Below are 20,824 nucleotides of genomic sequence, written 5' to 3'. Positions count from 1 at the left end.
TTGGCAATCCGATATTTGATAAAGAGAAAGAGCAGAACCGGCTTAAAGAGGCGCAGCTGATTGGCCAGATTGGCAATCAGGTAGGTGATATTGCCAGGACGCAGGGGCAGATTGAAGCCACAAAAGCAGCGAAAGACAAGATGAAGGACGTCTCGCCGGAGCAGCTGAACACGGCAGAGTCAGACTGGCGCAAAGCCAATCCGGGCAAAGAGCCAACGGCAGACGATATCAGCGGCCAGGCGTACCAGAACTTCTATAAAAAGGCGTTTACCGAAAGCGGGTTCGGCACCGGCGGTAAAGCTCAGCAGGCTATCCAGGCGGCAACAGCGGCGGTACAGGGGCTGGCGGGCGGAGACATAACTAAAGCACTGGCCGGGGCTTCAGCGCCTTATATTGCCAATGTTATCGGCCACAGTGGACTTGAAGGTCCGGAGAAAGGATTGGCGCATGCAGCTGTAAATGCGGCACTGGCAGCAGCTCAGGGAAATAATGCGCTGATTGGTGCGAGCGGCGCTGCTACGGCGGAGATGATCGGTATGATCGCGCTTGATGCCTACGGCAAACCGGCTGGTCAACTTAGCGAAACAGAGAAACAGACAGTGAGCGCACTGGCGACCCTGGCGGCAGGTCTTGCTAGCGGTCTGGCTGGAGGTAGTCCGGCAGATGCGATTGCGGGAGCGCAGGCCGGTAAGACGACGGTTGAAAATAATCTCTTTGGAGGAAATGACGAATCGCAAATTAAGTACTTGCAGGCACACGCGAAGGACGTGATGTCCTGTAATGATGATCCTTCTTCAGAATCCTGTCGCCGTGGTGGGGCTGTTAATAAAGCTATGGCTGGGGCGTTAGCAACAGGTGGTATTGCATCCCTCTCAGCACCAGCCCAAGCTATGTGGGCTCTGGGTGCCGGAGCTAATGCAGGAATGCAATATATTGGTAGTGGAGAAATAAATCCGGGGAATTCAGTTATCGCAGGCTGGGCAAATGTCATTACTATGGGTAATGGTCTTGCTGGAACAGTGACATGGAATGCCGGTGCCGGTGCTCTGACTAATCATCTAAATGGAGATGACCCTCTTACGGGAGCAATAACAACAGGTCTCGGCGCTGGCGTAGGGTATGGCGTTGGCAATCTGATTTTCAAACCAATTGCAAACACTACAGGTAAGTTGGTTACTGGAGGTTGGGATCCCAAGTTCAATCCAGAACTACTGAAATACACTGAGATTAAGGGGCAACTGGGTATATCAAAAGAGATGTTACCAAGTAAGATTCCGGGGGCAATAGGAAACGTCAGTGGTTCCTCCAGTTCTGAATATGCCGGTTATGAAGCTCAAAAAATTATTGATAAGGTAAAAAAATGAGGATCCGTAGCTATAATTTAAAAAAAGAATTAGCTCTTAGCCTTTACATCTTTTTTGGCTGTTTACTGTCAGTAATAATCGCGGGGTTATTAGTGAAATTATGTTTTTCAATCATTTTGTGGATTTTAACTGATGAGTTTGAATTGACATGGAATGAAGTTTTCCTAGGAATTAAAATCGGGGGGGGCGGAGGAGCAATATTAGGGATTGGATTAGTTCTGTTGCGGGCATTCAAAGTTAAAGGATTTTAATTTTCAGGAAAGAGGAGCCGGAGCCTCCGGCTCGGTAATGGGTGAATACATTGCCCAGCAGATGTATCCGGGCGTTCACCGTAAAGACCTGGCGGAAGAGCAGCGCCAAACGATAAGCGCGCTGGGAACACTGGCGGCAGGACTTGCCGGGGGGTTAGCCGGCAACGGCACGGCAGATGTTGCTGCTGCAGCACAGGCCGGACAGACCACCGTGGCCAATAATCTACTTGGTGCAACCTCTTCCGACAAACTTGAGAAAGTTATGGAGAAAATCAAACAGGGCGACAGGTCTTTAGCCGCCGCTAATGAACTGATCCAGCTGGAAAATGCCGATAAACGCAGTGATGCGCTGGTCTCCAAATTCACTAAAGACCCTGCACAAATGAACAGCACAGAGCGGGCTGAGCTGGCCGGTTATCTGCGGGTTTATGCTGCTGAGATGGAAAAAGAATATGGCTCAGCGGTATCACAGGAACTGTTGAAAGGGTTGTTGTCGGGTCAGGACTATGTAAAACGGAATCCAGATTTTGAAGCGATGAGCAAAGCTCAGTCGATAATGAATACCTGGGGCTACCATAAATCGAACGCCAGTATTGGCGACTCTGCCCTGATATTTGGAAGCAGCGTGTTGGGTAATACCATCAGGGAAGGAATGGCGCTGAATGCGGTGGTAGGAGCAGGTGTGAATGCCGGGGTTCAGCTTAGCGGTAATGACTCATTCAGTTATGTGGATATGATTATGGCAGGAGTAACAGCCGCCGCGACAACAGGAAAAGGTATAGGTGTATCAGCTGGGATCAGTATGGGCGGTGCAGCTATAGGCAGTGGGATTAAAGGGGAAGATCCGACTAACTCTATGGCAGGTGCCGGAGCGGGTACTGTCGCTGGAGGTATAGGCGGCACTATCATAAAAGGTGTCACTTCAAAAGTTGCGGAAGAAACTGTTTCTGATTTAACAGGTGCGATTGGTGGTAGCTATCTCAGTGAAAAAACAGGAAACTTTGTAAAAGATAATTTGGATGGGAAGGAAAAAAATGACAATAAAAAGTAACTTTTTCTTATTAATCAAATTAATATTCATGTGTCTGATGCTATTTTTATTTTTCGATATTATATCAGTGCTACTTGGATCCTCTATTACCTATTTTGAAAAAGGTTTTTTTCCATTCAGTTGGAGTGATGTTTTTTTATCTTTTTTTAAGTCTGGATATGTCGGCGGACTTATTCTGGGTGTCGGGATCTGGGTAAAAATCTGGTTTAAGGGAAGAAAACAGCGGAATGCTTCACCTGAATAAAAGATAAGTTCCCAGCCCTCAGCGGCTGGGATTTGTTTATCTGTCGTCTGGCGTCAGCCAGCGCTGCGCTTCTTCGGCTTTGCCGTCACTTCCATCATCGCCAACAGCTCGCGTTGGGCCGGCAATGACGCGCTGCTGAACGCCAGCCGCGACATCAACCTGACCTCCAGCCAGAACACTGAACGCTCACGCGGCACCAACTCGTCCAGCGGCGGCTCGGTGGGCGTGGGCATCGGTGCGGGTTCTGGCGGCTGGGGCATCAACGTCTCTGCGAGCATCAACAAAGGCAGCGGGCACGAGAACAGCGACAGCCTTGCCCACAATGAAACGCAGGTTACGGCCGGTAATCGCGTGACGCTGGTCAGCGGACGCGATACTACCCTGACCGGCGCACAGGTGAGCGGCGAATCCATTAAAGCGGATGTCGGTCGCAACCTGACGCTGACCAGTGAACAGGACAGCGCGACCTACGACGCGCAGCAGAAAAATACCAGCGCGGGTGCCAGCTTTAACTTTGGCTCGATGTCCGGCTCGGCCAGCATCAACATGAGCACGGATAAGATGCACAGCGACTATCAGTCGGTGCAGGAGCAGACCGGACTGCTGGCGGGCAAAGGCGGCTTCGATATCACGGTGGGTGAGCATACGCAGCTGAACGGCGCGGTTTTTGGTTCGACGGCGGATGCGGATAAAAACAGGCTGGATACCGGCACGCTGGGCTGGAGCGACATAAAAAACGAGGCTGAATATAAGGTTCAGCACCAGAGCGTGGGCATCAGCACCGGCGGCAGCATCGGCAACCAGTTTGCCGGGAACATGGCCAACGGCCTGCTGACCGGGGTTAACAATTCGGGCAGCGCGGACAGCACCACCAAAGCAGCGGTATCGGATGGCACGATTGTTATTCGCGACCAGCACGCGCAGAAACAGGACGTGGCCGACCTGAGCCGCGACGTGGAGAACGCCAATCCGGGTCTGGGGCAAATCTTTGATAAAGAGAAAGAGCAAAACCGGCTGAAGGAAGCGCAGCTGATTGGCCAGATTGGCAATCAGGTAGGTGATATTGCACGGACGCAGGGCCAGATTGAAGCCACAAAAGCCGGTAAGGCAGAGCTGGCTGCAAAAGGCGTTAAAGAACCAGGTGAGAATGCCACGAAGGAAGAACGTGCCGCCTGGAATAAAGCTCTGATGGAAACCTCCGGCTATAAAACGGCCCAACAGCAATGGGGAACCGGCAGCGCCATCCAGCAGGGTATCCAGGCGGCGACTGCGGCGGTGCAGGGTCTGGCGGGTGGGAATATCGCTCAGGCCGTCAGCGGCGCGGCGGCGCCTTACCTCGCTGAGCAAATTCATAACATGACCACAACAAAAGGCCCTGACGGCAAGGATGTGGTGAACACACAAGCCAACCTGATGGCTCATGCCGTGGTTGGTGCAGTAACTTCCTGGGCTGCGGGCAACAGCGCATTAGCAGGAGCCTCCGGCACGGTAATGGGTGAATACATAGCCCAGCAGATGTATCCGGGCGTTGACCGTAAAGACCTGACGGAAGAGCAGCGCCAGACGATAAGCGCGCTGGGGACACTGGCGGCAGGACTTGCCGGTGGCGTTGTTGGTGACAGCACAGCGGATGCGGTTGCCGGGGCACAGGCAGGTAAAAATGCTGTTGAGAATAATTATCTGCACGTTTCGGAGAAGACTGAACTTGAGATAGCGAAGCAGAAACTCCAGAACAGTAAAGACCCGGCAGAGCGTGAGCAGGCGCAGCAGCAGATCAACGATCTGCGCGAGAAGGATATCAGCCGCGATCAGAAGGTGATTGAAGCCTGTGGTAACGGTAAAGCTGCCAGTAGTGGTTGTGTTTCAGCTAGACTGGAGGCTTACTCAGCCAAAGCTGAGTATGAAACCGGGCAATACAATAACAAAGTCAGCGAGATGTATCCGGACGCTTACGGCCAGATATTAAACCTGCTGAATATCACCAGCGTTGATGCCCAGAATCAGCAGCAGGTGAAAGATGCGATGGTGAACTATGCAATGGTTCAACTTGGTGTTGATAAGGTGACAGCTGAAAATTACATCGAAACCTATGACGGGATGAAGACGGTTGCCGCTTCGATGACGCCAGTTTTGGGTGTCGCGGCTGTCAGTAAACTCAGTACATTGGCTGAAAAGGTTGTAGTTTATCCATCGGGAATCAATTTCAAAATTGATCAGCCAAAACATTTGGCAACCGTCGATAGTTTTACACAGAAAAATGGGATCTCGGGCGGTCATAATGCTAATGCATTTTATGAGTCAGCGAAAGAATATAATGTGAAAGTAGTCAGTGAAAGACCTACAACCGTGAAGGGTATTACTGAAGTGAAATATCTGGTTCCAACCAAGAATCGGGATGGAAGTCTTACTGGTGAATATAAAACTACCGTTGAGACTAAAACCATCTATGATCCTAATGTATTCACCGATCAGAAAATCTTAGATCTTGGGCAACAGGCTGCTGCCAAGGGATTCAATGAGGCAATGTCGAGTAAGAGTGGTCAGGTAAATGTAACCGTGGATGGTGTTAATTTTAGAATTTACGTAGATAAAACGACTGGAACAGTTCGTAACTTCCATCCTAATTGAGGTGATCCATGATAAAAGAATTATTTACTCAACAAGATGTAGATGGCGGGATCAATTTAATTGTTGCGTCCTATTTTGACAGAATGTACGAGGATGATAATTTTATTGAAGCTCTTGAATTATTTTCAAATGGAGGTTCTTTAAATAAAGATGGTGCCTATTGCAATTTCCCCGACATGAATAGCCACGATGAAAGCGAACATTTTGAGGGTGTAGAATTTGCTGTAGGTTATCCGCCTTCTGAAGCGGAGACAGTCATTGTCAGCGAAGAAACCTGTTATCAATATGTCCGTTTAGCCTGTGAAAAATATCTTAAGCTGCATCTTGAAGATACAGATAAAGTTAACGAATTACTGGCTAAGATCCCTTCTTGAATAGCAGATCCCAGCCATTAAGGCTGGGATTTTACTTTATAACCAGCGAGTTACCTGAAACAGATCGCCACTCCCCCGTTCCTTCCGAGATCTTGCGTGGCCGCTTCTACTGGGTGGCAAACAGTTAAATAAACGCAGCTATCTCATGCTACTTACGGTCAGAGAGTTTCTTGTAGGCCCACTTCAGCGTGGTCACCACCTCCGGCTCTGCGGGCAGTTCCGGCTGTGGTTCCTACGCGTCATCAGCGCGGATAAAAACCTGTACCACTGCTTCGGCTGCGATGCGGGCGGTTCGGTGCTGGACTGGCTGCTGCATACCGAACGGCTGAGGTTCCTACAAGGGATCCTGTGGCTGCGGCAACTGAACGGTACTACCTATGTGCGCCCCGCTTCTTCGCCACTGTGGCCCGTCAGATCCTCACCGATCTGGACGAAGACGGACAGGCCCTGCCACACCAGGTCACCGACTTCTTTCACCCTAACCTGTTGGATAACGAGGGCGCGCAGGGGTGGCTGGCGTCGAGCGCGCAGTCTGGTGGTGCCGGTGGCGACTGGTCAGAGAGTTACGATCCACAGAGCTGTGGCCGGGTGTTGCAGCTCTACGGGCGGCACACGATGGCCGAGCATATGTTCATGGAATGATCGGCAAGCATCTGTATCTGCCCTTGCCGGCGTAGGGTATGGCGCTGGCAATCTGATTTTCAAACCAATTGCAAACGCTGCAGGTAAGTTGATTACTGGAGGTTGGGATCCGAAGTTCAATCCAGAACTACTGAAATACACAGAGATCAAGGGGCACTGGATATATCAAAAGAGGTGTTACCAAGTAAGATTCCGGGGGCAATAGGAAACGTCAGTGGTTCCTCCAGTTCTGAATATGCCGGTTATGAAGCTCAAAAAATTATTGATAAGGTAAAAAAATGAGGATCCGTAGCTATAATTTAAAAAAAGAATTAGCTCTTAGCCTTTACATCTTTTTTGGCTGTTTACTGTCAGTAATAATCGCGGGGTTATTAGTGAAATTATGTTTTTCAATCATTTTGTGGATTTTAACTGATGAGTTTGAATTGACATGGAATGAAGTTTTCCTAGGAATTAAAATCGGGGGGGGCGGAGGAGCAATATTAGGGATTGGATTAGTTCTGTTGCGGGCATTCAAAGTTAAAGGATTTTAATTTTCAGGAAAGAGGAGCCGGAGCCTCCGGCTCGGTAATGGGTGAATACATTGCCCAGCAGATGTATCCGGGCGTTGACCGTAAAGACCTGACGGAAGAGCAGCGCCAGACGATAAGCGCGCTGGGGACACTGGCAGCAGGACTTGCGGGCGGCGTTGTGGGTGACAGCACGGCGGATGCGGTTGCCGGGGCGCAGGCAGGTAAAAATGCTGTTGAGAATAATTATCTGCACGTTTCGGAGAAGACTGAACTTGAGATAGCGAAGCAGAAACTCCAGAACAGTAAAGACCCGGCAGAGCGTGAGCAGGCGCAGCAGCAGATCAACGATCTGCGCGAGAAGGATATCAGCCGCGATCAGAAGGTGATTGAAGCCTGTGGAAATGGCAATGCAGGAAGTTCGGCCTGTGCCGGAGCCAGACTGGAAGTTATAGCGGCCAAAGTAGAATACGAAACCGGCCAGTACAATAATAAAATCAGTGATATGTATGCTGACTCTTACGGTCAGATAGTGAACCTACTGAATATCACCAGCGTTGATGTGCAGAATCAGCAGCAGGTGAAAGATGCACTGACGCAATACGCAATGGATGTGCTGGGTGTGGATCGACAAACGGCACAAAGTTATGCGGAAACGAAGCAGGGAATGGATATCATTGTCGCTTCGGTGACGCCAGTGCTAGGCTCAGCGGCCGCTAAACAGCTCAGCAAAGTTGTTGATGCTAATCTTAAGGTCGTGGCGAAAGGTAATGTTGATGGAGCAAAATTCACTGATACCAATCAGGGAGCAAGGCCTTCCAACTTGGCATATGTGAATAAGCCAACACTGATTGACGGGCGAATTCAGGCTAAAATAGATAAGCAAACCAAGCCTCTTCCTAATGGAAACATGGCAACAGCTCATGCTGAGGTGGGTGTCATCCAGCAAGCTTTTGAAAAGGGTATGTCTCAAGGACGTTATATGACCATGAGTGTATCTAAAGAACCTGTATGTGGTTATTGTCGCGGTGACATTGCAGCTATGGCTGATAAAGCGGGACTAAAATCTTTAACGATCTATGAAGAGGCAACAGGATCCGTTCTCTATTGGCAGCCAGGAATGAAATCTCTCAAGGTTAGGGATTAAAATGAATTTCAAAATGAGTTGGACGTTGGATGGAAATGGCGGGAATAAGCAGATCTCAAGCTGGGGCGAAATATTAATCCAGTTGGAACAACTTCAGGGAAAAGAAGGTTCTCTTACCCTTGATATGCTGACCAGTGTAGATAAAGGGGCGGAAATGCTACAGGTCAGAACTGAAAGTGGTTATTACCTAATGACATTAGGTGAAATCTTCGAAGAGGAATATCAGGTAAGAACTTATTGGGATCCTTCTAAACCTGATGTCGAAAAGGTGATACTTGGTGATCGTTGGCCTAAGCGTCAGCTTACAAAAGACTTCAATCTTATTATCATGCTATTCAAAGAGTTCTTTGATACAGGCAACGTATCAACGGATCTTCTGAATTAATACACAAATCCCGGCCAGGCCGGGATTTTTTATCCCCCCGCTCACACCTCAGCTCAACGGTGCGGTTATTGGCTCGACGGCGGATCGACACCGGCACGCTGGGCTTCAGTGACATCCACAACAGCGCGGCGTTTAAGACCGAGTACCAGAGCGTGGGCATCAGCACCGGCGGCAGCATCGGCAGCCAGTTTGCCGGGAACATGGCTAACGGCCTGCTGACCGGCGCGAACAACTCGGGCAGCGCGGACAGCACCACCAAAGCAGCGGTATCGGATGGCACGATTGTTATTCGCGACCAGCACGCGCAGAAACAGGACGTGGCCGACCTGAGCCGCGACGTGGAGAACGCCAATCCGGGCCTGGGGCAAATCTTCGATAAAGAGAAAGAGCAGAACCGGCTTAAAGAGGCGCAGCTGATTGGCCAGATTGGCAATCAGGTGGGTGATATTGCACGGACGCAGGGCGAGATAGAGGCCTCAAAAGCAGCGAAAGACAAGATGAAGGACGTCTCGCCGGAGCAGCTGAACACGGCAGAGTCAGACTGGCGCAAAGCCAATCCGGGCAAAGAGCCAACGGCAGACGATATCAGCGGCCAGGCGTACCAGAACTTTTATAATAAGGCGTTTACCGAAAGCGGGTTCGGCACCGGCGGTAAAGTTCAGCAGGCTATCCAGGCTGCAACAGCGGCGGTACAGGGGCTCGCGGGTGGAGACATAACTAAAGCACTGGCAGGGGCTTCTGCGCCTTATCTGGCAACTGTGGTTAAAAACACAGTTGGAGAAGACAATCAGGCTGCTAACCTAATGGCGCACGCGGCAATCAATGCGGCGCTGGCATTGGCAAAGGGCGAGAATGCAGCAGTGGGAGCGGCAGGTGCTGCGGTTGGAGAAGCGATGGGTATGGCCAGCATCACCTCCGGCTCCGGTGGCGGTGGCGGTACTTCCGCCGTCAGCATCAGACAACCGTTCATCACCCGCACATTAACCGGCGTCCCGGTTGCATTGACGCTGTTACTCATATTAAAGGCATCTTTCTCATTTCATCGCGTAAATGTTCGTTTTACACGAACCGATGTAATGAAATACGGGATCCAAATAAGGGCCGAGATCACATTTCTGAAAATAGGAACCAGTTCATTGTATCCAATATTGACGCCCGGAATTAATACATACAGCATGTAGGCATTTAATGTCATTGTCGAAACTGTTGATATCAAATATAAAATGTAGAGCTTAGGTAAAGACTTTTTCTTTTTCAAGAAAAACGAAATGACCAAAATCGAAAAAAATAATTGCAAAATATAAATAGCAATTGAAATTATGAAAAAAACCCTTGCATCGGTATTAAGTTGCCAATAGTTAACCGAAATAACCTTTAATGCATCTGTTAGTGCAAAAAGATAAGAAGCAGCGGCAACAATTAATCCAATGAGAGGTAAATATAGGAATCCACCAATTTTTCTGAACTGTTTTGCTTCGCATTCATCGCAAAACTCCCTGTCTGGGGAGATTTCTACTCCACACTTTGTGCAACCCCATTCCATAGTTAGACCTTATAAAATCCTTGATAATTTTCATTATACTATGCCATCTGTCTTACGGATACAACTGGATACAACTGGATACAATATCGACTTTTCGTTCGAAAAACATGCGTTAAAAAGAATAATGAATTGCTGTAGGGATTATTAATCCGCCTCAAGCTAATATCAATCCCTTCAGAATCATTATTAGACTATGTGATATTTCGCTGTCTCCCGGCTTTAACGACGTCGTCGCCTGCAAGGGTGAGCAAAGCGCGAAAGAAGACCGATCAAGAAACATCCCGATCCACCTCCCTCCCGTTGCGATCCTGTCACTACGCTAAACTTGTCTGATATCCAAATCTGTCGGGTTGCAGTCAATGCCGGACGCACTCAGGAGAAGACGATGAAAGCAGTTATCTATAACGGTCCTTATGATGTTCAGGTGAAAGATGTCCCGGACGCAAAAATTGTTCGTCCCACGGATGTCCTCGTTCGCATCACCACCACCAATATTTGCGGTTCAGACCTACATATGTATGAAGGGCGAACCAGCTTTGAACAGGGGCGCATTCTGGGTCATGAAAACCTCGGAGAGGTGGTCGAAATTGGCTCAGGCGTTGAGCGTATCAAGGTGGGCGACTATGTGTGCCTGCCGTTTAACGTCGGCTGCGGTTTTTGCGAAAACTGTGAAAAAGGCCTGACCGGCTTTTGCCTCACCACCAACCCCGGCACGGCGGGTGCAGCCTATGGTTTTGCGGAAATGGGTCCGTGGGAAGGCGGTCAGGCCGAGTTGCTGCGGGTGCCTTTTGCCGATTTTAACTGCCTGGTGCTACCGCCAGACGCGGCAGAAAAAGAAGATGACTATGTGATGCTCTCAGACATCTTCCCCACCGGCTGGCACGCAACCGAGCTTGCCGGCGTGAAGCCCGGCGAAAGCGTGGCGATTTATGGCGCGGGACCGGTCGGATTGATGGCGGCGCATTCGGCGATCATCAAAGGCGCGTCCCAGGTATTTGTGGTGGATACACATAAAGACCGGCTGGCGCTGGCAGAAAAATTGGGCGCCACGGGAATCAATGCGACGGGCGATGAGGCCGTGCAAAAAATTTTCGACCTGACCGATGGGCGCGGTACCGATTGTGGCTGTGAATGTGTCGGCTATCAGTGCTGTGATAAACATGGCCACGAAGACAATTCGGCTACCATGAACAGTCTGGTTGCCTCGACGAAAGCCACCGGGGGGATCGGCGTGGTCGGCGTGTTTATTCCTCAGGATCCGGGGGCTGAATCCGAGCTGGCCAAACAGGGTAAAATGCCCTTTGATTTCGGCAGTTTCTGGTTCAAAGGACAGGCAATCCGTACGGGCCAGGCGAACGTCAAAGCCTATAACCGTCAGCTGGCGCGCCTGATCCATCATGGTAAAGCCAAACCGGGCGAGATCATTTCACATCGCCTTTCGCTTGATGAAGCGGCTGCCGGTTATAAGCACTTTGACGACCGGGATGAAGGATGGACGAAGGTTATCCTTAAGCCTTAAGCCCCGTTGCCCGGCAGGGGAAAACACCTGGCGGGCAAGGCTGCATTCGGCTTTGATGACGCTGTTGCCTGCGCAAGGGTGAGCATGGCGCAAAAAAACCGCAAAATGTTGCAGGTGAAAATGCTGCTTTGGGCTTCAGCCTCCCAGAGACTTAAGCAGGGCAACGCTGTTAAGGATGACCAGCTGTCTTTTACTTTCAAGCTCGATTTGCACGCCAGAGTAAATATCCAACGCTTCATAATGCGTATATAAATCCTGATACCCTGCTTCATAACGGCGTTTATTGTTGTCGAAGTTAACGGACTGAGCCTTTAGCTCCTCACGCACTACGGCGAGACTCCCCTGAGACAGGCGTAGGGCATCGGTGGCATCTTTAATCTCCTTCAATGCCTGAGCAATGGTGTTGCGGTAATCGATGATCGCCATCTTCTGTTGGGTTTCAGCATATTTAAGGCTGGCATAATGTTTAGGCAGGTCGAACACCGGTATCATCATCGAGGGTGTCAGCGTCCAGTTATCACGATAGCTGTCCACTATTCCGTCCAGCGAACTGGAGGTGCGCCATGCATTAGCAAACAGGCTGACGCCGGGAAGCAATGCAGCACGAGCGGAACCAATATTGCCGTTGGCCGCCTTAATCTGCCATTCGGCAGCAATGACGTCAGGTCGGTTAAGGATAATGTCGGAGCGGATCGCCTGCATAAGTTGAGGCGCCTCGTTGTAACTCACAATCGTTTGCCAGTTATCGGCGTTCAGTGCCGGTGAAACCGTGCCGGATAAATATTCAAGCTGATGTATTCTCGCCAGAATCTCCACTTCAAGATTATGCGTGGTGCTTTCGTCAGTGCCTTTACCTCGCAGAAACTTGGTTAAAACGATTGGCTCTAACCTGCCCTGCTGATTAATGCGCATCAGCTTTTCTTCAATACGCTGCATCTCGATCTTTTTAATCTGCAAGATATGCCATACCTGAATCATTGAATGCGCTTCATACCAGGCTGTGGCTAAATCAGACATCAACGTCATCTGCACATTGGCGACCAGGCTACGATGACTTTCTTCACTGCTATTCATTGAGGCGATCTTATTGCGCTTTTTGCCCCACAGATCGACCTCCCAGGAGTCAACGCCCATTCGCCCCTGATATTGTTCAGATCTCTGTTTAAGCGTCTGATTAGTGAGCGGCGAACTGACCGAATTCATCGAGATTGTTTTACTCGCGGTGTAATTCAGGCTGGGAATCAGGTCAAACAGCGAACTCAACTTTTGCGCTCGGGTGCTTTCAACGCGAGCCATGGCCAGCTGAAGATCAAAGTTATTGATGAGCGCATTTTCCAAAATAGCCAGCAAGGCCGGATCGTCCCGGTAGAGATCCTGAAAGCGGTAACGGCCGCTGCTCTGCGCGGCTTTCAGCTCAACCACGGGATCGGCCACGCTGTCAGGACGCTGATATTCAGGCGCCAAAGAACACCCGCTCAGGCTTAATGTCGTGGTGATAAACAGGGTCCTGAATGAGAATAATTTAGTCATAGCTGCGACGGTATTTGTTGTTTAACACAGTAAAATGGCGCATCTCTTTTTCGTTTTTCCTGTGAAGGGCGATCAGTGGAAAATGGTAATAGGTGTCAAGGGTTGAAATGAAATGCCATTGCCATGGGGTTTCCCTGACATAGCGTTCAAGAAAACCGACCATTTCATGGTTTATTTCTTGCTGTTGCCTACCGATAACCGCTGCGGTTGTCACCGTGAATTTTCGGGAAGCCACGTTATAGCGGTTAGAGACAAGTTTCATACACACCGCTCGTTTTATGGCGAGTTTAATAATCCCCGTGGTCATATGGCCTTTTTTATTAAAAAACGTCACCGGCTCGACCGCTCCGGTTAAATTCCCGGCCACATAACAGGGCAGATCATAGAAAACAGCCACCACCTTATTCGGCTCCCGCAAATAACGCGCGATCTTAATCAACGCGCCTGGCGCGTTGATATTGATAAAGGATACGCGTACGCCGGGTATGGCGATCAGGTTATAGTTTCGCGCATTTTCTTCGGTAATCTCTTCAAATATCGGCACCAGAAAATCGTAATCCATGCCCTGGTATTGTCTGGCCAGAGTTAATATTGTCAGCCAGTAATCTCCGGTATGCGTACAGAGCAACAATTTCGCCTGTGTCAGATTCGGATCGGACAGATGACAAACCTTCTCCAGCAAAGCCGAAACCGTTTTCCAGTCATGTGAAAACATGAACAGTGAGAGGTAACGGGAAATTAGCTTGGTTAAAATAAGCTGCCTTCCAGACCATAGCTCTTGCCTACCGGTAACCTTTGCAGATAACTGCATGGCCGTCTTGACTGAATAGTATTCAGAAAGCGTCCTTCTGAATAAAACAGAAACCATGTTTATCAATAACAATGCGGTGGATAAGGATCGCCATGTCGCTACCACCGCCATTGCCCTGGCAACCATTGCCAGCAAAACACGCCTGTGCAGCAGGCCTGGCCTCGCATTGATGCCCGATATCATCTGGCCTCTCCCCGCAGAACCACCCGCTGTTCAATACTGTCGATTAAGGCAGCATCATGACTGACAACCACGCAGGCGACGGGCAGGCGGCGAATAAGCGCAATGATTTTGTGACGCGATTCATCATCAAGATGTGAAGTGGGTTCATCCAGCAGCAAGAGCTGCGGCTTTCGGTACAAGGCTCGGGCAATCATTAGTCGTTGCAGTTGGCCGGATGAGAGCCTGGTACCGTTAGCGCCGAGCGAAGTATTCAAACCGGATTTCAAACTTCTGATAACCTCGGCAAAATCTGCCTGTTCGATGCAGTTCTCCAGTAACGTCATATCATAGCGATCGGATTCAAAAATAATATTATCCATCACGTTACCTTTGATTAACTTCCCATTAGGACTCACCAATGAGATCTGTTGCTGGAAGGGATTGAGTCCAAACCTGGCCAGTGAAATATCATTAATCAGAATCTCACCTGCCGTGGGTTTGAGCAGGCCCGATAACATATTCATTAAGGTGGTTTTACCGCAGCCCGAGGGCCCGGTGATGACGAGTTTCTCACCTTCGTGAATATCAAAATTGACGTTTTTTATGAAATTATCGTCAAGATTACTGTAGGCAAAGCTGATATCGCGGAAACTCACTTTTCGCACCGGTTCAGTTATCTCTTTGACCGAAGACTTGAACGATATCGCAGCCGTTTTATCAGACGGTAGTATTTCCTGTAAGCGTTTAACCTCAACGGAACACACCCGGATATTGACATGACTTTCGACAATTGACTGAATATTATTAATCAGACAATTTTTATAGAATATAAAAGTCAGTAACTGCCCCGCCGTTGTCTCACCCTGCAGTACGCTTAACGATCCCAGGCCGATAATCAGTAAGGTCTGAACATGCGAAAGGGTCGTCACCATTAATTCAATCAGCGACTGCGTTCTTTCAATTGCGGAGCGATTGTATTCCAGCTCTGAATGATGCTCGGACCATGCCAGGATCCTGTGATGTTCATTGTGATTGATCTTAATCACATCGATATTATCTACCGACTCCAGCAATACATTATCTCTGCGGACTTCGGCATCGAGAGAAGCATATTGGCGGGAGAGCATTTCTGGCAGCATTAACACTCTAACGAGGATCATTATGGAGGTCACCGCAAGGGTGAGCATGGCCAGATGGGTGTTGATGAAAAACAGCAGCACCACAAATAAACCGGCAAAAAATGACTGTATGAAAATATCTATCCAACCATTGGTATAGATAATGTGGAAAACATCAACGGATTTAATTTTACGTAAAATATCCGATGCCATTCGTTTACCGAAATATTTCAACTCCATGTTGAGAAGATCGCTGACTATCCGGTGCCCTTCATTCAGGCTTAACATCCTTCTTAATCGCTGGGCTTGGGCGATTTTCAGATAGCTTGCAATCGCCTGCAGCAGATAGACAAAACCGAAGATGTACAGCAACAGAAACAGTAAATCATCGTCGTTTTTTGACAAGACTTCATCGAAGACTAAAGAAATAAACTTAGGAATGGCAATATGGGTCAGCTGAATGATCACCGCCAGCACCGCCAGCGGGATCAGATAGCTTTTCCAACTCTTAAGTCCTTTTCTGAAAGCACTGGCGCTGAAAAAATGGCCATTGTCTGCGGAATTTTCCCTGCGCTGCCCTTTCGTATCGGCCACGAAGCTGTTATCGGGTATGACTTCAAGCGCAACGCCTGAGTAAAACTTCTCTACTTCCCGCCAGGTGAAGGAACGGCTGCCGATGGCAGGATCCATGACTTCGATTTTTGTTTTGCTGGTTTTTTTAAGCACCACAAAATGGCAGTTATCCCACAGTAAAATTGCCGGCGTTTGCAGCTCACGCAGGCTGTCTGCGGCGACCTGAACGCCGGTGGCAATCATCTGATGCTCGGAAAAAATCTTTATCAGATGAAAAAATGAAAGCCCCTCAAGAGTGACCTCATACTGGTTACGGAGGGTCTGCAACTGCAGCGTCTTATTAAACATTGCGCTGATATAACTGACACAGGCCAGACCGCATTCTGCGCACTCATCCTGTAGGACATCTCGTACATTATTTTTCAGCATGGATATAATCCGGATTACGTTTGAGGGCTTGTTTCACAGGAAGGAATAACCACTCAATTAACGTTTGCTTTGGCTGACGTAATGAGGCACTGACGGTCATGCCGTCCGCGAGAAATTCCATCGGGATTTTATTATGTTTGTCATTAGCCAGAATATTCAGTTTCACCCGGAACCAGGATTCTTTATCATCCACACTGACCCGGGTCGGTGTAGTAGAAATATTGATGACCTTTGCGGCCAAAACGCCATAGCTTTCATAGGGGAAAGTATCAACACGTACGAAGACCTTCTCGCCAGGGCTTATCAGGCCGATTTGTTTACTGCTCAGTTGCAGGACTACAACGGGTTCTGCAGCGCTGTTTTCTTTCAGGATCACTGATGGCGTCAGGGTGCGTCCATCAATGAAGTCCCCTTTCAATATCCCCATATCATGGACAATCCCTTTTATGGGTGAAGTGACAATATATTCCTGTCGCATGCGGATATTATTTAACTCGCTACCGATTTCCCTGATTTTACGGCTGATGTCATTTTTACGTTGTAAGGACTCTTGCTCAAGCCTGGCGTAATGAATCTCTTTTTCTATTTTAGTTTGCAACAGTCCAGACTTTTCAACCTCACTTTTTTTCACACCCAGCTCATTTTCAATGATCAGCTGCCTGGTGTTTTCCACTTCCGTCTTAGTAATAGCGTTGTCTTTGTATAATCGCGTTAAATCGCGTAACTGAGTGGCATAAAGACGTTTTTTATCGTAATAGTCTTTGATTGCGTTTTCGGCAATGGCAATAGATTGTGTCAACTCGTTAAAATAACTTTCTTTTTGAATGAGAAGTTGGTCATGATTTTCAGACTGATTTTTTCGTTCAGTCTCGAATTCCACTAACGTCTCATTCAACCGCTTGGTTGTCTCCTCGGCCATATTACCAACACCATTATGGTCTTTGGTATTTTGCCACAGTAAAGCCACGCTAAAAATGGCATCTCCCGGATTAACGCTGTCGCCTTCATTAACGTAGATTGCAGAAACATTTCCGGGTTTTTCTGCCGTTAGCCGGTAAAATGACTCGCTGCGGATCAAACCCTTAACGTCTTCTTGTTTACCATAACGGCCATTCAGCAATAACAACATAAAAATAGCTGTCATAAGCGCAATGACACCGCAAAAAAAATTAAGACTGATAGGAGCACGCGTAAAACACTGATTAAATTGATTTGACATAATAGCTTAATATCAGAGGTGGGGTTTACCCCACCTCTTATTGATGACGAATAAAATATCAGGCGAGATTAAGAAGCACTTTTCTCAATCGCTACACCAGCAGCACTGCCAACCAGTGCGCCTACAGCAGCTCCCGGAATACCCATAATTGCGCCAATACCGGCGCCACCGATCCCACCAATAGCGCCGCCGCCCCCTCCACTCCCCCAACCACCGCGCACTTCCTTACAGTGTTCAGCACTCATTGCTGTTTTGTTCAGCATCATATTTCTCCATAAATAAAGTTAAAGTAGAAACCAGGTGTTATATAAAATCGCAGCTATACTCATTGCAGCCTCGGCAATATATATCACAACGTCATGCTGCCTTGTTAATCTGGCGGCAACAATATTTATGGAAAAAAAACCCTTAATTAGATTTTTATTCTACCATCGGAATGATATTTATATTTAAAATCTATGAATTTAACAGTTTTATGAAAAAATTTTAAAAATATCACAACACCTTCAAAAAAACCAAAGTGGATAATCTTTGTCGACATGCTAAAATATTGACATATTTTAGTTTACTTAAAGGAAAAACAGTGAAGCCTATTGTTATATTGTTAGGGTGTGTGACCCTCGCTGCCTGCACCACTGAGGAAGGTAAACCTTCTCCCTCGCTGAATATGGCGAATCCGGCTGCAGTCTATTGTCTCCACGTCGGTGGTAAGTTAAGTACCAGCGAGTCTGACGCAGGAAAAAAAGGGTATTGTACGTTAGCGGACGGTGAACATATCGATGAATGGGATTTATACAGAAGGGAGCATAAACAGAACTGATTTCAAAAACTCTGTTTAAACGGGTCGGTCATCGTCGCCAGATGATGACCCGTTCTGAGAATAGATAGGCATAACTTCATTTGTAACGCGACAGACAAACTGTAGGGACAATAAACGCCTGCTTAAATGATTAATAGCGGATACAGGAACTGGTAAACGAATAAGGACCACCAACAATGTAACTTTTTTTATCCAGAGGGAAAATGTCAATCTGGAAAGTCTCAGGATTAAAGGTGTACTCGCCTAACAACATTTTAAACACGTTATCGGGGGTATCATCCAGTATTGATTTTTTCATGTCTTTGATATGATAGCTGATGGTTTTTCCTTGTAAAAATACGCCGTCCGACAGCAACAGGCTCCGGTTCAACTTTTTGGTTTCACCGTTGATGGTAACTTTGCCATTAAAAATCACATAGCCGGATTCTTTCGAATAAAACCGCATATCCTGGGTGACGGAAAACGTCAGGTCACTTTGATTTTTTCCAAAATCATAATGGGTGAAGAACGTGCATTTAAAGGGAACGATTCTCTCCCGCCAGACGACCCAATGCCCGATAAAAGCGGTCATCGCCACGGCAACAATCACTACAAGACTCACAGTAATAAAAAGGACCGTTCTTTTACTTTTCATCACCACTCCAGTCCAGATAATAAACATTTTCACAAGATATGTTATAACCATTATTACCAATACTGCAGTACGACAGCATTGTGCGCCCGTAAGTTTGTAAGGATGAAGAGGCATAATTGTCGAAATAGACGCGTTTACCGGTCTGACAGCTCAGTTGATTTTTCTTCATGATTATTCCCACTTGCTTCTTCACATTGGCAACTTCACTGTCATTAAAGGTTTTAAGCATAGTAAGTTCACATCCACCTTCCATCTTCACAACCTGAGCGGTAGGATCTAAACTATCCGTATACAGGTATTTGTAAATTAAACCGCCGCTGATGATGACCAGCATCAATAACAGCACAGACAGAATCTTTTTTCTTGAAAAGGAAAACGACTTTCCCAGTTCACTGACATCCTCTGAGTTGATAATGTGCGGAATCCCTGGCACGTCTTCTTTCGTAATGAGCACATTTTCACTCAGTCTGATGCCCACCGTCGGTAGCGTGACAATAAAGTTATCACATCCCAACCTCACCAGGCTCCTCCTGAGGATACTCATATACTGATTCAGGTTGCTGTTGGAACTTCTCAGACCATATTTATCCCATACTTCGACGAACAAAAAGTCGCGGGTTAATATTTCCCCTTCAGATTCTAAAATCAATTCAATTAATCTTCGGGCGGGCAATGGCAAGGTTAACGTGTCATTGGTCGACACTAATGTTAACGAACCCTCATACGTATTATACTTTATTGTATTATTGATGGTGTATTGCATTTTTAGACCATTAAGGAAATAATTAAAAATGTCAGGTAAGTGTAGTTGACAACAATAAACAAGTACAGTTAATTCCGGTAGTTAGGTAAACACTCAGCACAGTTTCATCTTTCTCCGCTGCCAGCCTGGGTTAAGTAAAAAATGAAACGCTTCCCCTTTTCCTTTGCGGCTTTCCTTCTTTAATGCGTGATTGATTTTGAAAAAAGATTCACTACTAAAACCCCAGCAATAATGAGGGTCAATCCCGCGATCCCGGCGGCGTCCAGTTTCTGGCCATACAAGAGATAGCTGGTGACCGATATCAATACGATGCCAACCCCTGACCAAATGGCATAAGCAATGCCGGTGGGCAAGACCTTCAATGTCAATGATAAAAAGAAAAAGGCCACCGCATAGCCCAGCACGCAAAGCACGGTTGGCCATAAGCGGGTAAAACTTTCCGAGCTTTTTAAGCTGCTTGTCGCAATGACTTCAGCAATGATTGCAATACCCAAAAACATATACGTTTTAATCATAACCTGTCATTAATAATTACTGAAATCGATATGGTGCTCGTTACAATATGCTAACCTTGCCAGTAGCCACTGGTTCAGATCGGTATTTTTGCACAATTTCAATACCGTCATCGCCTTGCGCTTATGCTGACTAACGGTTTTTTCACTTATATTCATATAGTTCGCGATATCTAACGGTTTTTCGCCTAATGAAAAATAATATAGCACCAGATTCTGCTGTATTGACAGCTTGTCAGAAACAAATTCTCGATGAAGCGAACAGATGCGCATCCGGATAATATTGAAAAGAATATCGTGCAATACGGAACAAGGTGCATCCCGATAGACTTTCCCCCGGAAATACCCATGTTTTTGTTTATTGCCAATCAATATTATTCTCTTGTCGTAGGCCAGATCGATGGGTATTTCATCCCACGAAACATTAGGCGCCCAAAATATAATATCTGCAAGAGGATGCGCGTTTTCCATTTTGATAAACATCACATCATGGCGTGTCTTTAGAAAGTAATTTCTGATAATCGCTTTCAGTCCAGCCTTAAAATACTCATTGCTGTCTATAATCATGATTTTATATAGCATATTTCCATGTCCTG

The 20,824-nt window shown here is 47.5% G+C and carries 19 protein-coding genes and 5 pseudogenes; 14 read left to right on the top strand and 10 right to left on the bottom strand.

The window, feature by feature from the left end:
* The first annotated feature begins 140 nt into the window (after window positions 1–140).
* From E2F51_RS16310 to E2F51_RS24075, 12 genes and pseudogenes are all read left to right on the top strand, one after another.
* Window positions 141–1,364: a VENN motif pre-toxin domain-containing protein gene (locus E2F51_RS16310; protein WP_371732134.1), complete on the top strand. Its 1,224-nt coding sequence runs from the start codon at window positions 141–143 to the stop codon at window positions 1,362–1,364.
* On the top strand, window positions 1,361–1,615 hold the full coding sequence (locus E2F51_RS16305; protein ID WP_134823966.1) for a hypothetical protein: 255 nt from the start codon (window positions 1,361–1,363) through the stop codon (window positions 1,613–1,615). Before E2F51_RS16310 ends, E2F51_RS16305 begins: the two co-directional genes overlap by 4 nt.
* 16 nt (window positions 1,616–1,631) lie before the next feature.
* Window positions 1,632–2,666 (top strand): annotated as a pseudogene (locus E2F51_RS16300) (VENN motif pre-toxin domain-containing protein); the annotation flags it as partial.
* Between the two features lie 337 nt (window positions 2,667–3,003).
* Window positions 3,004–5,085 (top strand): annotated as a pseudogene (locus E2F51_RS23865) (hemagglutinin repeat-containing protein); the annotation flags it as partial.
* Window positions 5,074–5,538, top strand: a complete 465-nt coding sequence (locus E2F51_RS24090; protein ID WP_371732189.1) for a CdiA family toxin C-terminal domain-containing protein — start codon at window positions 5,074–5,076, stop codon at window positions 5,536–5,538. The pseudogene E2F51_RS23865 and the gene E2F51_RS24090, both read left to right, overlap by 12 nt.
* An 8-nt stretch (window positions 5,539–5,546) precedes the next feature.
* Window positions 5,547–5,912, top strand: coding sequence for a ribonuclease toxin immunity protein CdiI (gene cdiI, locus E2F51_RS16280; protein WP_167738407.1), 366 nt, complete (start codon window positions 5,547–5,549; stop codon window positions 5,910–5,912).
* Window positions 5,913–6,057: 145 nt separating this feature from the next.
* Window positions 6,058–6,216 (top strand): annotated as a pseudogene (locus tag E2F51_RS24085) (hypothetical protein); the annotation flags it as partial.
* A gap of 44 nt (window positions 6,217–6,260) precedes the next feature.
* Window positions 6,261–6,554, top strand: coding sequence for a hypothetical protein (locus tag E2F51_RS24080; RefSeq protein ID WP_245174207.1), 294 nt, complete (start codon window positions 6,261–6,263; stop codon window positions 6,552–6,554).
* Window positions 6,555–6,832: 278 nt separating this feature from the next.
* Entirely contained in the window at window positions 6,833–7,087 is a 255-nt protein-coding gene (locus E2F51_RS16265; protein ID WP_134823966.1) for a hypothetical protein, read from the top strand.
* A gap of 16 nt (window positions 7,088–7,103) precedes the next feature.
* Window positions 7,104–8,210, top strand: a pseudogene (locus E2F51_RS16260) (VENN motif pre-toxin domain-containing protein); the annotation flags it as partial.
* 13 nt (window positions 8,211–8,223) lie between these two features.
* Complete coding sequence (locus tag E2F51_RS16255; protein WP_245174123.1) at window positions 8,224–8,595, top strand: hypothetical protein; 372 nt, start codon at window positions 8,224–8,226, stop codon at window positions 8,593–8,595.
* Between the two features lie 49 nt (window positions 8,596–8,644).
* Window positions 8,645–9,485: pseudogene (locus E2F51_RS24075) on the top strand (hemagglutinin); the annotation flags it as partial.
* Between the two features lie 149 nt (window positions 9,486–9,634).
* Here the strand turns inward: E2F51_RS24075 and E2F51_RS16250 are convergent.
* Window positions 9,635–10,138: a DUF2569 family protein gene (locus E2F51_RS16250; protein WP_134823963.1), complete on the bottom strand. Its 504-nt coding sequence runs from the start codon at window positions 10,136–10,138 to the stop codon at window positions 9,635–9,637.
* A 385-nt stretch (window positions 10,139–10,523) separates the two neighbouring features.
* Between E2F51_RS16250 and E2F51_RS16245 the strand changes: the two genes are divergently transcribed.
* Window positions 10,524–11,657: a glutathione-independent formaldehyde dehydrogenase gene (locus tag E2F51_RS16245; protein WP_134823962.1), complete on the top strand. Its 1,134-nt coding sequence runs from the start codon at window positions 10,524–10,526 to the stop codon at window positions 11,655–11,657.
* Window positions 11,658–11,792: 135 nt separating this feature from the next.
* Here the strand turns inward: E2F51_RS16245 and E2F51_RS16240 are convergent, their stop codons facing one another.
* The 5 genes from E2F51_RS16240 to E2F51_RS16220 all read right to left on the bottom strand — a co-directional run bounded on the left by E2F51_RS16240 (window position 11,793) and on the right by E2F51_RS16220 (window position 17,765).
* Entirely contained in the window at window positions 11,793–13,121 is a 1,329-nt protein-coding gene (locus E2F51_RS16240) for a TolC family protein (protein ID WP_167738406.1), read from the bottom strand.
* Between the two features lie 58 nt (window positions 13,122–13,179).
* Window positions 13,180–14,181, bottom strand: a complete 1,002-nt coding sequence (locus E2F51_RS16235) for a hypothetical protein (protein ID WP_134823960.1) — start codon at window positions 14,179–14,181, stop codon at window positions 13,180–13,182.
* Window positions 14,178–16,280 (bottom strand): peptidase domain-containing ABC transporter, encoded by a 2,103-nt coding sequence (locus E2F51_RS16230; RefSeq protein WP_134823959.1) that lies wholly within the window; start codon window positions 16,278–16,280, stop codon window positions 14,178–14,180. Before E2F51_RS16230 ends, E2F51_RS16235 begins: the two co-directional genes overlap by 4 nt.
* Window positions 16,267–17,499 carry an HlyD family secretion protein gene (locus E2F51_RS16225; RefSeq protein ID WP_134823958.1) on the bottom strand — a complete coding sequence of 411 codons (1,233 nt, stop codon included), beginning with the start codon at window positions 17,497–17,499 and terminating at the stop codon, window positions 16,267–16,269. The genes E2F51_RS16230 and E2F51_RS16225 overlap by 14 nt, the downstream gene beginning before the upstream one ends.
* 68 nt (window positions 17,500–17,567) lie before the next feature.
* The gene (locus tag E2F51_RS16220) at window positions 17,568–17,765 is read right to left on the bottom strand and encodes a hypothetical protein (RefSeq protein ID WP_134823957.1); all 198 of its coding nucleotides are present in this window, start codon (window positions 17,763–17,765) and stop codon (window positions 17,568–17,570) included.
* Between the two features lie 401 nt (window positions 17,766–18,166).
* Here E2F51_RS16220 and E2F51_RS24315 point away from each other — a divergent pair, with 401 nt between their 5' ends.
* Window positions 18,167–18,319, top strand: a complete 153-nt coding sequence (locus E2F51_RS24315; RefSeq protein ID WP_371732188.1) for a DUF333 domain-containing protein — start codon at window positions 18,167–18,169, stop codon at window positions 18,317–18,319.
* 130 nt (window positions 18,320–18,449) lie between these two features.
* On the opposite strand, the gene E2F51_RS16210 is transcribed toward E2F51_RS24315, so the two are convergent.
* From E2F51_RS16210 to E2F51_RS16195, 4 genes are all read right to left on the bottom strand, one after another.
* Complete coding sequence (locus E2F51_RS16210; RefSeq protein WP_134823955.1) at window positions 18,450–18,953, bottom strand: FidL-like protein; 504 nt, start codon at window positions 18,951–18,953, stop codon at window positions 18,450–18,452.
* Window positions 18,943–19,656 (bottom strand): winged helix-turn-helix domain-containing protein, encoded by a 714-nt coding sequence (locus tag E2F51_RS16205; protein WP_167738405.1) that lies wholly within the window; start codon window positions 19,654–19,656, stop codon window positions 18,943–18,945. Before E2F51_RS16205 ends, E2F51_RS16210 begins: the two co-directional genes overlap by 11 nt.
* 239 nt (window positions 19,657–19,895) lie before the next feature.
* Window positions 19,896–20,228, bottom strand: coding sequence for an SMR family transporter (locus E2F51_RS16200; RefSeq protein ID WP_209215564.1), 333 nt, complete (start codon window positions 20,226–20,228; stop codon window positions 19,896–19,898).
* A 12-nt stretch (window positions 20,229–20,240) separates the two neighbouring features.
* Window positions 20,241–20,810, bottom strand: coding sequence for a LuxR C-terminal-related transcriptional regulator (locus E2F51_RS16195; RefSeq protein WP_134823953.1), 570 nt, complete (start codon window positions 20,808–20,810; stop codon window positions 20,241–20,243).
* Window positions 20,811–20,824 lie beyond the last annotated feature (14 nt).

The organism is Erwinia sp. QL-Z3 (genome assembly GCF_004551645.1).
Lineage (GTDB): Bacteria > Pseudomonadota > Gammaproteobacteria > Enterobacterales > Enterobacteriaceae > Erwinia > Erwinia billingiae.
This window is presented reverse-complemented; position numbering and strand designations above follow the sequence as displayed.